This window comes from Citrobacter sp. CK199, from assembly GCF_030333285.1.
GTDB lineage: Bacteria > Pseudomonadota > Gammaproteobacteria > Enterobacterales > Enterobacteriaceae > Citrobacter_B > Citrobacter_B koseri.
The window spans coordinates 141,061-155,453 of sequence record NZ_JAOWGF010000008.1; the positions used below are offsets into that span (position 1 = coordinate 141,061).

The 14,393-nt window shown below is 59.3% G+C and carries 15 protein-coding genes; 14 read left to right on the forward strand and 1 reads right to left on the reverse strand.

The window, feature by feature from the left end:
- Window positions 1-4: 4 nt before the first annotated feature.
- The 14 genes from eutT to eutR all read left to right on the forward strand — a co-directional run bounded on the left by eutT (window position 5) and on the right by eutR (window position 13,375).
- Window positions 5-808: an ethanolamine utilization cob(I)yrinic acid a,c-diamide adenosyltransferase EutT gene (eutT, locus tag OGX75_RS00655; protein ID WP_012131329.1), complete on the forward strand. Its 804-nt coding sequence runs from the start codon at window positions 5-7 to the stop codon at window positions 806-808.
- The gene (gene pta, locus OGX75_RS00660; RefSeq protein ID WP_012131330.1) at window positions 805-1,821 is read left to right on the forward strand and encodes a phosphate acetyltransferase; all 1,017 of its coding nucleotides are present in this window, start codon (window positions 805-807) and stop codon (window positions 1,819-1,821) included. Before eutT ends, pta begins: the two co-directional genes overlap by 4 nt.
- A 39-nt stretch (window positions 1,822-1,860) precedes the next feature.
- Window positions 1,861-2,151, forward strand: coding sequence for an ethanolamine utilization microcompartment protein EutM (gene eutM / locus OGX75_RS00665; RefSeq protein WP_000387720.1), 291 nt, complete (start codon window positions 1,861-1,863; stop codon window positions 2,149-2,151).
- 144 nt (window positions 2,152-2,295) lie between these two features.
- The gene (gene eutN / locus OGX75_RS00670; RefSeq protein WP_024130131.1) at window positions 2,296-2,583 is read left to right on the forward strand and encodes an ethanolamine utilization microcompartment protein EutN; all 288 of its coding nucleotides are present in this window, start codon (window positions 2,296-2,298) and stop codon (window positions 2,581-2,583) included.
- Between the two features lie 11 nt (window positions 2,584-2,594).
- Entirely contained in the window at window positions 2,595-3,998 is a 1,404-nt protein-coding gene (locus OGX75_RS00675; protein WP_012131332.1) for an aldehyde dehydrogenase family protein, read from the forward strand.
- 36 nt (window positions 3,999-4,034) lie between these two features.
- Window positions 4,035-4,874, forward strand: a complete 840-nt coding sequence (gene eutJ / locus OGX75_RS00680; RefSeq protein ID WP_275147203.1) for an ethanolamine utilization protein EutJ — start codon at window positions 4,035-4,037, stop codon at window positions 4,872-4,874.
- The gene (gene eutG, locus OGX75_RS00685; RefSeq protein ID WP_012131334.1) at window positions 4,864-6,051 is read left to right on the forward strand and encodes an ethanolamine utilization ethanol dehydrogenase EutG; all 1,188 of its coding nucleotides are present in this window, start codon (window positions 4,864-4,866) and stop codon (window positions 6,049-6,051) included. The genes eutJ and eutG overlap by 11 nt, the downstream gene beginning before the upstream one ends.
- Before the next feature lie 123 nt (window positions 6,052-6,174).
- A complete protein-coding gene (gene eutH / locus OGX75_RS00690) occupies window positions 6,175-7,401 on the forward strand; it encodes an ethanolamine utilization protein EutH (protein WP_047462122.1) in 1,227 nt (408 codons plus the stop codon).
- Window positions 7,398-8,801, forward strand: coding sequence for an ethanolamine ammonia-lyase reactivating factor EutA (gene eutA, locus OGX75_RS00695; protein WP_275147202.1), 1,404 nt, complete (start codon window positions 7,398-7,400; stop codon window positions 8,799-8,801). The genes eutH and eutA overlap by 4 nt, the downstream gene beginning before the upstream one ends.
- Before the next feature lie 11 nt (window positions 8,802-8,812).
- Entirely contained in the window at window positions 8,813-10,174 is a 1,362-nt protein-coding gene (gene eutB, locus OGX75_RS00700; protein WP_012131337.1) for an ethanolamine ammonia-lyase subunit alpha, read from the forward strand.
- 20 nt (window positions 10,175-10,194) lie between these two features.
- Window positions 10,195-11,100 carry an ethanolamine ammonia-lyase subunit EutC gene (eutC, locus tag OGX75_RS00705; RefSeq protein ID WP_012131338.1) on the forward strand — a complete coding sequence of 302 codons (906 nt, stop codon included), beginning with the start codon at window positions 10,195-10,197 and terminating at the stop codon, window positions 11,098-11,100.
- Between the two features lie 9 nt (window positions 11,101-11,109).
- Window positions 11,110-11,769 carry an ethanolamine utilization microcompartment protein EutL gene (eutL, locus tag OGX75_RS00710; RefSeq protein WP_047462132.1) on the forward strand — a complete coding sequence of 220 codons (660 nt, stop codon included), beginning with the start codon at window positions 11,110-11,112 and terminating at the stop codon, window positions 11,767-11,769.
- A gap of 11 nt (window positions 11,770-11,780) precedes the next feature.
- Window positions 11,781-12,278 (forward strand): ethanolamine utilization microcompartment protein EutK, encoded by a 498-nt coding sequence (eutK, locus tag OGX75_RS00715; protein ID WP_012131340.1) that lies wholly within the window; start codon window positions 11,781-11,783, stop codon window positions 12,276-12,278.
- Window positions 12,279-12,322: 44 nt separating this feature from the next.
- A complete protein-coding gene (gene eutR, locus OGX75_RS00720) occupies window positions 12,323-13,375 on the forward strand; it encodes an HTH-type transcriptional regulator EutR (RefSeq protein WP_047462135.1) in 1,053 nt (350 codons plus the stop codon).
- A 117-nt stretch (window positions 13,376-13,492) separates the two neighbouring features.
- Here the strand turns inward: eutR and hemF are convergent, their stop codons facing one another.
- Window positions 13,493-14,392: an oxygen-dependent coproporphyrinogen oxidase gene (hemF, locus tag OGX75_RS00725; protein ID WP_101744322.1), complete on the reverse strand. Its 900-nt coding sequence runs from the start codon at window positions 14,390-14,392 to the stop codon at window positions 13,493-13,495.
- Window position 14,393: the final 1 nt, after the last annotated feature.

Genomic DNA, 14,393 nt, shown 5'->3' on the forward strand with positions numbered 1-14,393 from the left:
ATGTATGAAGGATTTCATTACCGAAGCATGGCTCAGAGCGAATCATACGCTCAGCGAAGGGGCGGAGATCCATCTTCCCGCTGACGCTCGCCTGACGCCATCTGCCCGGGAATTGCTGGAAAGCCGCCATTTGCGCATCAAGTTTCTGGATGAGCAAGGCCGTCTTTTCGTCGATGACGATGAGCAGCAATTACAGCCGGTGCACGGTTTGACCAGCAGCGATACGCACCCTAAGGCGTGCTGCGAATTGTGTCGCCAGCCGGTGGCGAAAAAGCCCGATACGCTGACCCACCTGACCGCCGACAAAATGGTTGCGAAAAGCGATCCGCGCCTGGGATTTCGCGCCGCGCTGGACAGCACCATCGCGCTGGTGGTGTGGCTGCAAATTGAGTTGCCGGAGCAGTGGCAGCCCTGGCTTGCCGACATTCGTTCCCGCCTGGGCAACATCATGCGTGCCGATGCGATGGATGAACCGCTGGCCGCGCAGGCCATTGTGGGGCTAAACGAAGACGAATTGCATCGTCTGTCCCATCAGCCGCTGCGCTATCTCGATCACGATCATCTGGTGCCGGAAGCCAGCCACGGCCGCGATGCCGCGCTGCTGAATCTGCTGCGTACCAAAGTGCGTGAGACGGAAGTCGTGGCCGCTCAGGTCTTTATCACCCGCAATTTTGACGTGCTGCGCCCGGATCTTCTACAGGCGTTGAACCGCCTCTCCAGTACGGTCTACGTGATGATGATTTTGTGCGTGACGAAGCATCCGCTCACCGTCAGCCAGATTCAACAGCGACTGGGAGGGGAGCAATGATCATTGAACGTTGCCGCGAACAGGCCTTACGCGCGCCCGCCAGGGTGGTCTTCCCGGATGCGCTGGATGTCCGTGTCCTGAAGGCGGCGCACTATCTGCAACGGCATGGTCTGGCGCGACCGGTTCTTGTCACCAGCCCGTTTGCGCTACGCCAGTTTGCGCTCACTCACCGTATCGCGATGGATGGCATTCAGGTGATTGACCCACAGAGCAATCTGTCTATGCGCGAGGTGTTCGCCGGGCGCTGGCTGGCGCGGGCGGGAGAGAAAACACCGCCGGATGCGCTGGAAAAACTGAACGACCCGCTGATGTTCGCCGCCGCGATGGTGAGCGCCGGTCATGCCGATGTGTGCATTGCCGGCAACCTCTCTTCGACAGCGAACGTGCTGCGGGCAGGGCTACGCCTGATCGGTTTGCAGCCGGGCTGCAAAACGCTGTCGTCGATCTTCCTGATGCTGCCGCAGTACACCGGGCAGGCGCTGGGATTCGCCGATTGCAGCGTGGTGCCGCAACCCACGGCGGCGCAACTGGCGGATATCGCCATCGCCAGCGCGCAGACCTGGCGAACCATTACCGGAGAGGAGCCTCGGGTCGCCATGCTGTCGTTCTCCAGTCATGGCAGCGCGCGTCACCCCAATGTCGCCAATGTGCAGCAGGCGACAGAGATCGTTCGCGAGCGCGCTCCGGATTTGATTGTTGACGGCGAGTTGCAGTTCGACGCCGCTTTTGTCCCGGACGTCGCCGCGCAAAAAGCGCCCGCCAGTCCGTTACAGGGCAAAGCCAATGTGATGGTCTTTCCGTCACTGGAAGCGGGCAACATTGGCTACAAAATCGCCCAGCGTCTGGGAGGATATCGCGCCGTTGGGCCGCTGATTCAGGGGCTTGCCGCACCGCTTCACGATCTCTCCCGAGGCTGTAGCGTACAGGAAATTATCGAACTGGCGTTGGTGGCAGCAGTGCCGCGCCAGACTGACGTGAGTCGTGAACACGACTCGCAAACACTGGTTGTATAAAGGTCCCGTCTGGACCCCCTTACCGAAGAGGAAAACACAATGGAAGCATTAGGAATGATTGAAACCCGGGGCCTGGTTGCACTGATTGAGGCCTCTGATGCGATGGTTAAAGCAGCACGCGTGAAACTGGTTGGCGTGAAGCAGATTGGCGGCGGTCTGGTCACCGCGATGGTGCGTGGCGATGTGGCAGCGTGCAAAGCCGCTACTGATGCCGGCGCCGCAGCGGCGCAGCGCATTGGCGAACTGGTTTCCGTACACGTCATTCCGCGCCCGCACGGCGATCTGGAAGAGGTGTTCCCGATCAGCTTCAAAGGTGACAGCAATATCTAAGCTGGATGGCTACGTCTGATCGTGTAGGCCGGAGAAGACGCAAACGCGTCGCCATCCGGCAATGAGATGGCATCGATGCCGGATGGCGCCTCGCTTATCCGGCCTACAGTTTCGGCACGCAACACACAACACATGGAGGCGGGTATGAAGCTGGCAGTCGTCACAGGACAAATTGTTTGTACGGTGCGCCATGAAGGACTCGCGCATGACAAATTGCTGATGGTGAAAATGATTGATGCCGAAGGGAATCCCGACGGGCAGTGCGCCGTTGCAATCGACAGCATTGGGGCGGGAACCGGGGAGTGGGTGCTGCTGGTTAGCGGCAGTTCTGCCCGCCAGGCGCATCGGAGCGAATCCTCACCTGTCGATCTGTGCGTGATTGGTATTGTCGATGAAGTGGTGGCTGGCGGGAAAGTCGTTTTCCATAAATAGGACTGAACATCATGAATCAACAGGATATTGAACAGGTGGTAAAAGCGGTATTGCTGAAAATGAAAGACAGCAGTCAACCTGCCGCCGCCGTTCATGAAATGGGCGTCTTTGCCTCCCTGGATGACGCCGTTGCCGCAGCGAAAGTGGCTCAGCAGGGGCTGAAGAGCGTGGCCATGCGCCAGCTCGCTATTCATGCGATACGTGAGGCGGGTGAAAAGCACGCCAGAGAACTGGCGGAACTTGCCGTGTCAGAAACCGGCATGGGACGCGTCGAAGATAAATTAGCGAAAAACGTGGCGCAGGCGCGCGGTACGCCGGGCGTGGAATGCCTCTCGCCGCAGGTACTGACCGGCGATAACGGTCTGACCTTAATTGAAAATGCGCCGTGGGGGGTTGTGGCGTCGGTTACGCCGTCCACCAATCCGGCGGCAACCGTGATTAACAACGCCATCAGCCTGATTGCCGCAGGCAACAGCGTGGTCTTTGCGCCGCATCCGGCGGCGAAAAAGGTTTCTCAGCGCGCCATTACGCTGCTTAACCAGGCGGTTGTTGCCGCAGGCGGCCCGGCTAACCTGCTGGTGACCGTTGCGAACCCGGATATCGAAACCGCCCAGCGCCTCTTTAAATATCCCGGTATCGGTCTGCTGGTGGTGACCGGCGGCGAAGCGGTCGTTGAAGCTGCCCGTAAACACACCAACAAACGTCTGATTGCCGCAGGCGCCGGGAACCCGCCGGTGGTGGTGGATGAAACCGCTGACCTGGCGCGTGCCGCGCAGTCCATCGTCAAAGGCGCATCCTTCGATAACAACATCATTTGCGCCGACGAGAAGGTGCTGATTGTTGTCGATAGCGTTGCCGATGAACTGATGCGCCTGATGGAAGGGCAGCATGCGGTGAAACTCACCGCCGCACAGGCCGAACAGCTTCAGCCGGTATTGCTGAAAAATATCGACGAGCGTGGCAAAGGAACGGTCAGCCGCGACTGGGTTGGGCGTGATGCCGCCAAAATCGCCGCCGCGATTGGGCTGACGGTGCCGGAGCAAACGCGCTTGCTGTTTGTGGAAACACCTGCCACGCACCCGTTCGCGGTCACGGAACTGATGATGCCGGTACTGCCGGTGGTGCGGGTCGCCAACGTAGAAGAGGCCATTGAACTGGCGGTCACGCTGGAAGGCGGTTGCCACCATACGGCGGCGATGCACTCGCGCAACATCGACAACATGAACCGGATGGCAAACGCCATTGATACCAGCATCTTCGTCAAGAACGGACCGTGCATCGCCGGGCTGGGTCTGGGCGGCGAAGGCTGGACCACCATGACCATTACTACGCCAACCGGGGAAGGGGTGACCAGCGCGCGCACCTTCGTGCGTCTGCGTCGCTGCGTGTTGGTGGATGCGTTTCGCATCGTCTGATACCGGCCCAGCAGACTGTCTATAAGGAGAAAAGAGATGGCGCACGATGAACAACGTTGGCTGACGCCGAGACTCCAGAAAGCCGCTGAGCTGTGTAATCAGCATCCCGTCGCCAGCGATTCGCCGCTGTGGCTGGGTATTGATTTAGGGACGTGCGATGTGGTGTCGATGGTTGTCGACCGCGACGCGCAGCCGGTCGCCGTTTGTCTGGACTGGGCTGACGTCGTGCGTGACGGCATCGTCTGGGACTTCTTCGGCGCCGTCACCATCGTGCGTCGCCATCTCGACACGCTCGGACGCCAGCTTGGCTGCCAGTTCACCCACGCGGCGACCTCATTTCCGCCAGGCACCGACCCGCGTATCTCCATCAATGTTCTGGAATCCGCCGGGCTGGAGGTCAGTCATGTGCTGGATGAGCCGACCGCCGTGGCGGATCTGCTGCGACTGGATAACGCGGGCGTGGTGGATATCGGCGGCGGTACGACGGGGATCGCCATTGTGAAGCAGGGCAAGGTGACTTACTCCGCTGATGAAGCGACTGGCGGACACCATATTTCCCTGACGCTGGCCGGAAACCGCCGCATCGAACTGGAAGACGCTGAGCAGTTCAAGCGCAGCAACGCCCGGGAGATTTGGCCGGTGGTAAAACCGGTGTACGAAAAGATGGCGGAGATTGTTGCCCGGCATATCGAAGGGCAAGGTATAGCCGATCTGTGGCTGGCGGGCGGCTCCTGTATGCAACCGGGCGTGGATGAACTATTCCGTAAACGCTTCCCGGAACTGCGGGTGCATTTACCTGAACACAGCCTGTTTATGACGCCGCTGGCGATTGCCAACAGCGGGAAAGAAAAAGCGGAGGGGATCTATGCAAAGTGAATTGCAGACCGCGCTCTTTCAGGCATTCGATACCCTGAATCTGCAACGGATAAAAACGTTCAGCGTTCCGCCCGTCACGCTGTGCGGCCTGGGGGCGCTCAGCGCCTGCGGGCAGGAAGCGCAAACGCGCGGGCTGACGCATCTGTTTGTCATGGTTGACAGTTTTCTGCATCAGGCAGGGATGACCGCCGGGCTTGAACGGAGTCTGGCGATGAAAGGCGTGGCGATGAGCATCTGGCCCTGCCCGGTGGGAGAACCTTCCATCACTGACGTTTGCGCGGCGGTCGCGCAGCTGCGCGAATCAAAATGTGACGGCGTGGTGGCGTTTGGCGGCGGCTCGGTGCTGGATGCGGCAAAAGCCGTAGCGCTGCTCTTTACCAACCCAGGGCAGACGCTGGCGGATATGACGGCGCAGAGCGTACTGCGCCCGCGTCTGCCGCTGATTGCCGTGCCGACGACGGCGGGTACGGGGTCGGAAACCACCAACGTGACGGTGATTATTGATGCGGTAAGCGGGCGCAAGCAGGTTCTGGCGCATGCCTCGCTGATGCCGGACGTCGCCATTCTGGATGCGGCGCTGACGGAAGGGGTGCCTTCTCACGTAACGGCGATGACCGGGATTGACGCGTTGACCCATGCGGTTGAGGCGTATAGCGCTCTGAATGCTACGCCGTTTACCGACAGCCTGGCGATTGGCGCTATTGCGATGATCGGCAAGTCGCTGCCGAAAGCGGTGGGGAACGGGCACGACATGGCGGCGCGGGAAAACATGCTGCTGGCGTCCTGCATGGCGGGGATGGCCTTTTCCAGCGCGGGGCTGGGGCTGTGTCATGCGATGGCGCACCAGCCGGGCGCGACGCTGCATATTCCGCATGGCCAGGCGAACAGTATGTTGCTGCCGACGGTGATGGGATTTAACCGCATGGTGTGTCGCGAACGGTTCAGCCATATCGGCCGGGCGTTACTCAACAAGAAAGCGGACGATCGCGACGCGATCGGCGCAGTTAGCGAACTGATTATTGAAACCGGGCTGACAAAACGCCTCGCCGATGTTGGCGCGACGTCCGCGCATTACAGCGCGTGGGCGCAAGGCGCGCTGGAAGATATTTGTATTCGCAGTAACCCACGAACCGCCACGCAGGAACAGATTATCGACCTGTACGCGGCGGCACAATAAAGCATACCAGGATGTAGGCCGGATAAGGCGTTCGCGCCGCCATCCGGCAAAAACGCGGCACTATTGCCTGATGGCGCTGCGCTTATCAGGCCTACGAAACACCTGGCAAATGGAGATAGGGCTATGGGAATTAACGAAATCATCATGTACATCATGATGTTCTTTATGCTGATTGCCGCCGTGGACAGGATCCTGTCGCAGTTTGGTGGTTCGGCGCGTTTTCTCGGTAAATTCGGTAAGAGCATCGAGGGATCGGGCGGTCAGTTTGAAGAAGGTTTTATGGCGATGGGCGCGCTGGGGCTGGCGATGGTCGGTATGACCGCCCTGGCGCCGGTGCTGGCGAAGCTGCTCGGGCCGGTGATTATCCCGCTGTATGAAATGCTCGGCGCGAACCCGTCGATGTTCGCCGGAACGCTGCTGGCCTGCGATATGGGCGGTTTCTTCCTCGCCAAAGAACTGGCGGGCGGCGATGTGGCGGCATGGCTGTACTCCGGCCTGATCCTGGGGGCGATGATGGGGCCGACGATCGTCTTCTCCATTCCGGTGGCGCTCGGCATTATCGAGCCGTCTGACCGCCGCTACCTGGCGCTGGGCGTGCTGGCGGGGATTGTTACCATTCCCATTGGTTGTATCGCCGGTGGTTTAGTGGCGATGTACTCCGGCGTGGAGATCAACGGGCAACCGGTGGAGTTCACCTTCGCGCTGATCCTGATGAACATGATCCCGGTGATCATCGTCGCGGTGCTGGTTGCGCTGGGGCTGAAATTTATCCCGGAGAAAATGATCAGCGGTTTCCAGATCTTCGCTAAATTCCTGGTGGCGTTGATCACTATTGGCCTGGCGGCTGCGGTGATTAAATTCCTGCTGGGATGGGAGCTGATCCCAGGTCTTGACCCGATCTTCATGTCCCCTGGCGACCAGCCTGGCGAAGTGATGCGCGCCATTGAAGTGATCGGCTCCATCTCCTGCGTTCTGCTCGGCGCCTATCCGATGGTGCTTCTGCTGACCCGCTGGTTTGAAAAACCGCTGATGCGCGTTGGCGGCCTGTTAAAAATCAACAATATGGCGGCAGGCGGCATGGTCGCGACGCTGGCGAACAATATTCCGATGTTCGGCATGATGAAACAGATGGATACCCGCGGCAAAGTGATCAACTGCGCCTTTGCGGTCTCCGCTGCCTTTGCGCTGGGCGACCACTTAGGCTTTGCGGCCGCCAACATGAACGCGATGATCTTCCCGATGATTGTCGGCAAGCTGATCGGCGGCGTGACGGCGATTGGCGTGGCGATGATGCTGGTGCCCAAAGATGAAGATGTTCCGGCAGAAACGGAAGTGGAGGCGCAGTCGTGAACACTCGCCAGCTACTGAGCGTCGGTATCGATATCGGCACCACCACCACTCAGGTGATCTTCTCACGCCTTGAGCTGGTTAACCGTGCGGCAGTGTCGCAGGTGCCGCGCTACGAATTTATCAAACGTGAAATTAGCTGGCAAAGCCCGGTCTTTTTTACCCCTGTGGATAAGCAGGGCGGGTTGAAAGAGGCCGAACTTAAGGCGCTGATTCTGGCTCAGTACCAGGCGGCGGGGATTGCGCCGGAGACGGTGGATTCCGGGGCGATCATCATTACCGGCGAAAGCGCGAAAACCCGCAATGCGCGTCCGGCAGTGATGGCGCTGTCGCAGTCTCTCGGCGATTTTGTCGTCGCCAGCGCCGGGCCGCATCTGGAATCGGTGATTGCCGGGCACGGCGCGGGGGCGCAGACCCTGTCTGAACTGCGCTTGTGTCGCGTGCTCAACATCGACATCGGCGGCGGCACCTCGAACTATGTTCTGTTTGACGCCGGAAAAGTGAGCGGCTCCGCCTGTCTGAACGTGGGCGGCAGATTGCTGGAAACGGACGGCCAGGGGCGGGTGGTGCATGCGCATAAACCGGGGCAGATGATCGTTGAGGCGGTGTTCGGCGCGGGCACTGACGCCCGCTCGCTCAATGCCACACAGCTGGCGCAGGTTGTGCGGCGGATGGCGGATTTGATTGTCGAAATCATTGACGGCGAGCCTTCGCCGCTGGCGCAGGCGCTGATGCAAACCGGATTATTGCCCGCAGGGGTGAAACCGGAAGTGATCACCCTTTCCGGCGGAGTCGGGGAGTGCTACCGCAATCAGCCTGCCGATCCGTTCTGCTTTTCTGATGTCGGCCCGCTGCTGGCGACGGCGCTGCATGAGCACCCGCGCCTGCGTGAGATGAACGTGCAGTTCCCGACGCAAACCGTGCGCGCCACGGTGATTGGCGCGGGGGCGCACACGCTGTCGCTGTCCGGCAGCACCATCTGGCTGGAGGGGGTGGCGCTTCCGCTGCGCAACCTGCCGGTGGCGATTCCACAAGATGAAAACGAACTGGTGGCCGCCTGGGAACAGGCGCTGACTCAGCTCGATCTCGACCCTGGCACTGACGCATACGTGCTGGCGCTTCCCGCCCGGCTTCCGGTGCGCTACGCGGTATTACTCACGGTCATCGACGCGCTGCTGGCGTTTACCGCGCGTTTTCCCAATCCGCATCCCCTGCTGGTGGTGGCCGAGCAGGACTTTGGCAAAGCCCTGGGCATGTTATTGCGCCCACAGTTACAGCAACACCCGCTGGCGGTCATTGACGAAGTGAGCGTCCGGGCGGGGGACTATATCGACATTGGTACGCCTCTTTTTGGCGGATCGGTTGTGCCGGTGACGGTGAAATCACTCGCATTTCCTTCCTGAGGGAACGACTTATGAAACTAAAGACCACATTGTTCGGCAATGTTTATCAGTTTAAGGATGTAAAAGAGGTGCTGGCAAAAGCCAACGAACTGCGTTCGGGGGATGTGCTGGCAGGTGTTGCGGCTGAAAGCTCACAGGAGCGTGTTGCCGCGAAACAGGTGTTGTCGGAAATGTCGGTGGCGGATATTCGCAACAACCCGGTGATTTCCTATGAAGAGGACTGCGTGACGCGTCTGATTCAGGACGACGTCAATGAAACGGCCTATAACCGCATTAAAAACTGGAGCATCAGTGAGCTGCGCGAATATGTGCTGAGTGATGAAACGTCCGTCGATGACATTGCGTTTACGCGTAAAGGGCTGACTTCGGAAGTGGTGGCGGCGGTCGCGAAGATCTGCTCCAACGCCGACCTGATCTACGGTGGTAAGAAGATGCCGGTGATCAAAAAGGCCAATACCACCATCGGTATTCCGGGCACCTTTAGCTGCCGTTTGCAGCCGAACGATACCCGTGACGATGTACAGAGTATCGCCGCGCAAATCTATGAAGGGCTTTCTTTCGGGGCGGGCGATGCGGTGATTGGCGTTAACCCGGTAACGGACGACGTGGAAAACTTAAGCCGCGTGCTGGATACCGTGTACGGGGTGATCGACAAGTTCAATATTCCGACGCAGGGCTGCGTGCTGGCGCACGTCACCACTCAGATTGAAGCCATTCGTCGCGGCGCGCCGGGCGGGCTGATTTTCCAGAGTATTTGCGGCAGCGAAAAAGGATTAAAAGAGTTCGGCGTGGAGCTGGCGATGCTGGATGAAGCGCGTGCGGTCGGCGCGGAGTTCAACCGTATCGCCGGGGAAAACTGCCTGTACTTTGAAACCGGGCAGGGGTCTGCGCTTTCGGCTGGAGCCAACTTCGGCGCCGACCAGGTGACGATGGAAGCGCGTAACTACGGCCTGGCGCGGCACTACGATCCGTTCCTGGTGAATACGGTGGTCGGTTTTATCGGGCCGGAGTATCTCTACAACGACCGGCAGATTATTCGTGCCGGTCTGGAAGATCACTTCATGGGCAAGCTGAGCGGCATCTCAATGGGCTGCGACTGCTGCTACACCAACCACGCCGACGCCGATCAGAACCTCAACGAAAACCTGATGATTCTGCTCGCCACCGCAGGCTGTAACTACATTATGGGCATGCCGCTCGGCGACGACATCATGCTCAACTACCAGACCACCGCATTCCACGATACCGCAACGGTACGTCAGTTACTCAACCTGCGTCCGTCGCCGGAGTTTGAGCGCTGGCTGGAAACGATGGGCATTATGGAAAACGGTCGCCTGACCAAGCGGGCGGGCGATCCGTCACTGTTCTTCTGATGACGCGGGGATGACATACGATGGATCAAAAACAGATTGAAGAAATTGTACGCAGTGTAATGGCGTCAATGGGCGAGTCGCAGCCGCAGGCCCCCGCAGAATCCGCGCCAGCCTGTAGCGCTAAACAATGTGCCGCACCTTCAGCGCCTTCAGCGGCGGAAAGCTGCGCGCTGGATTTAGGTTCGGCTGAGGCGAAAGCCTGGGTAGGCGTGGAGAATCCGCATCGCGCGGATGTTTTGGCCGAACTGCGCCGCAGCACCGCTGCGCGCGTGTGTACCGGTCGCGCTGGCCCACGTCCGCGCACCCTGGCGCTGTTGCGCTTCCTGGCGGATCACTCTCGTTCGAAAGATACCGTCCTGAAAGAGGTGCCGGAAGAGTGGGTGAAAGCACAGGGGCTGCTGGAAGTGCGTTCGGAAATCAGCGATAAAAACCTCTACCTGACCCGCCCGGATATGGGGCGTCGTCTGAGCCAGGAGGCCATTGACGCGCTGAAAGCGCAGTGTGTCGCCAGCCCGGATGTCCAGGTGGTGATTTCCGATGGTTTATCGACGGATGCGATTACCGCCAACTATGAAGAGATCCTGCCGCCGCTGCTCTCAGGCCTGAAACAGGCTGGGCTGAAAGTCGGGACGCCGTTCTTTGTACGCTATGGCCGCGTGAAGATTGAAGATCAGATCGGCGAAATTCTCGGCGCGAAAGTGGTGATTCTGCTGGTGGGCGAGCGTCCTGGCTTAGGCCAGTCGGAAAGCCTCTCCTGCTATGCGGTTTACTCACCACGGGTGGCAACCACCGTTGAAGCGGATCGTACCTGTATTTCGAATATTCACCAGGGCGGCACGCCGCCGGTTGAAGCCGCCGCGGTAATTGTGGATTTGGCGAAACGTATGCTGGAGCAGAAAGCATCCGGCATCAATATGACCCGTTAAGGAGGCAACATGCCAGCATTAGATTTGATTCGACCGTCGGTCACCGCAATGCGCGTGATTGCCTCGGTGAATGACGGTTTCGCGCGTGAGCTTAAATTACCGTCACATATACGTAGCCTCGGTCTCATCACGGCAGACTCTGATGACGTAACGTATATTGCGGCAGACGAAGCGACAAAACAGGCGATGGTGGAAGTGGTGTATGGCCGTTCACTGTATGCCGGAGCGGCCCACGGGCCGTCGCCGACGGCCGGTGAAGTCTTGATTATGTTGGGCGGCCCGAACCCGGCGGAAGTGCGGGCGGGTCTGGATGCGATGGTGGCGCATATTGAAGGCGGCGCAGCGTTCCAGTGGGCCAACGATGCGGAAGATACTGCATTCCTGGCGCATGTGGTTTCGCGTACCGGGTCTTATCTCTCGTCAACCTCAGGCATCGCGCTGGGCGATCCTATCGCCTATCTGGTGGCGCCGCCGCTGGAAGCGACGTTTGGCATTGATGCGGCGATGAAATCCGCCGATGTCCAACTGGTGACCTACGTGCCGCCGCCGTCAGAAACCAACTACTCTGCGGCGTTTTTAACGGGGAGCCAGGCCGCCTGTAAAGCCGCCTGCAACGCCTTTACCGATGCCGTTCTGGATATTGCCCGTAATCCCGTCCAGCGCGCGTAAGAGAGGTAGCGATGATCAATGCACTGGGATTACTGGAAGTGGATGGCATGGTTGCCGCCGTTGATGCGGCGGACGCCATGCTGAAAGCCGCCAATGTGCGATTGCTCAGCCACGAAGTGCTCGATCCCGGCAGGCTGACGCTGGTGGTGGAGGGCGATCTGGCGGCGTGTCGCGCGGCGCTGGATGCTGGAAGCGCCGCAGCACAACGCACGGGCCGTGTTATCAGCCGCAAAGAAATTGGGCGGCCGGAAGACGACACCCAGTGGCTGATCGGCGGCTTTAAGCGCCAGCCAACGAAAGTCGGAAAGACGCCAGATGCGCCTGTTACCTCTGAATCCTCAGAAGCGCTGTTGGCGTTATTAGCATCAGTACGTCAGGGAATGACGGCAGGGGAGGTGGCCGCGCATTTTGGCTGGTCACTGGAGCGCGCCAGAAATGCGCTGGAGCAACTCTTTTCTGACGGGGCGTTGCGTAAACGCAGTAGTCGCTATCGTCTGAAGAAAGTATAACCTGTCGGAGGTGCCGGGGACGTTGCGCCCCGGCTTTGAAGATCATGAAAAAGACTCGTACAGCAAACTTGCACCATCTTTATCATGAAGCGTTACCCGAAGACGTTAAACTTACGCCTCTGGTTGAGGTGGATAATGTTCACCAGCGGCTGACAACGGACGTCTATGAACACGCCCTGACGATAACCGCCTGGCAGCAGATTTACGATCAGCTGCATCCCGGTAAATTTCATGGGGAATTCACGGAAATCCTGCTGGATGAAATTCAGGTGTTCCGTGAGTACACCGGTCTGGCGCTGCGTCAGTCTTGCCTGGTCTGGCCGAACTCCTTCTGGTTCGGTATTCCGGCAACGCGCGGCGAGCAAGGTTTTATCGGCACGCAGTGCATTGGCAGCGCGGAGATCGCCACCCGTCCTGGCGGGACGGAGTTTGAGCTGAGCACGCCGGATGATTACACCATCCTTGGCGTGGTTGTCTCGGAGGAGGTGCTTACCCGGCAGGCCAATTTCCTGCATCACCCGGAAAGGGTGCTGCATATGTTGCGTAACCAGTCTGCGCTGGAAGTGAAAGAGCAGCATAAAGCGGCGCTGTGGGGCTTTGTCCAGCAGGCGCTGGCGACGTTCAGCGAGAACCCGGAAAACCTGCATCAGCATGCGGTGCGTAAAGTGCTGGGGGATAACCTGCTGCTGGCGATGGGGACGATGCTGGAAGAAGCGCAGCCGATTATAACGGCAGAAAGCGTCAGCCATCAGAGCTATCGAAAATTGCTGTCCCGCGCGCGGGAATACGTGCTGGAGAATATGTCGGAGCCGCTGACGGTGCTCGATCTGTGTAATCAGCTGCACGTCAGCCGCCGCACGTTGCAAAACGCGTTTCACGCGATTCTGGGGATTGGCCCGAACGCGTGGCTGAAGCGGATTCGATTAAACGCGGTGCGGCGGGAGCTGATCAGCCCGTGGTCGCAAAGTTCGACGGTCAAAGAGGCGGCAATGCAGTGGGGGTTCTGGCATCTGGGGCAGTTCGCGACCGATTACCAGCAGCTGTTTGCCGAAAAACCGTCGCTGACGCTGCATCAGCGTATGCGCCAGTGGATGTGATGACATTATTGTGCCGGATGCGACGCTTTGCGTCTTATCCGGCCTACGGGCGCTACCGTTGCAGTTGTAGGCCGGATAAGGCGTTAGCCGTCATCAGGCAAAACGCGGCCAGGTAAATTATACCCAGTCGCGGACTTTGATAAATTCGCTCAGCGCCGCTTCCGGGCTGCCTTCTTCCGGCTGCCAGTCGTACTCCCAGCGCACCAGTGGCGGCATCGACATCAAAATGGACTCGGTGCGTCCGCCCGTTTGCAGGCCAAACAGCGTGCCGCGATCCCACACCAGATTAAACTCCACATAGCGGCCCCGGCGATAAAGCTGGAAATGACGCTCGCGCTCGCCCCAGGCCATTGCTTTACGCCGCTCGACAATTGGCAGAAAAGCATCGGTATAGCCTTTGCCTACCGCCTGCATAAAGCGAAAGCAGCTGTCGAAATCCGGCGTGTTCAGATCGTCGAAGAAAAGCCCGCCAATGCCGCGCTGCTCATCGCGATGCTTCAGGAAAAAGTAATCGTCGCACCATTTTTTATAGCGCGGATAGACGTCCTCGCCGTAGGGCTGGCACAGATCCCGCGCCGTGCGGTGCCAGTGAATGGCATCCTCTTCAAACGCGTAATAGGGCGTCAGGTCGAAACCGCCGCCAAACCACCAGACCGGCTCCGCGCCGGGCTTCTCCGCAATAAAAAAGCGAACATTGGCATGGCTGGTTGGAATGTACGGGTTCAACGGATGCACCACCAGCGATACGCCCATCGCTTCAAAACTGCGCCCAGCCAGCTCCGGGCGGTGTGCCGTCGCGGAGGCGGGCATCGCGTCGCCGTGAACATGGGAGAAATTTACCCCAGCCTGCTCAAAGACGCCGCCGTTACGCAGTACCCGGCTGCGCCCGCCGCCACCCGCGTCGCGCTGCCAGCTATCTTCAACAAAATCAGCGCCATCAACGGCGGCTAACTGCTGGCAAATATCATCCTGAAGGCTGAGCAGGAACTGTTTTACGCGTTGTGCATCGGGTTTCATG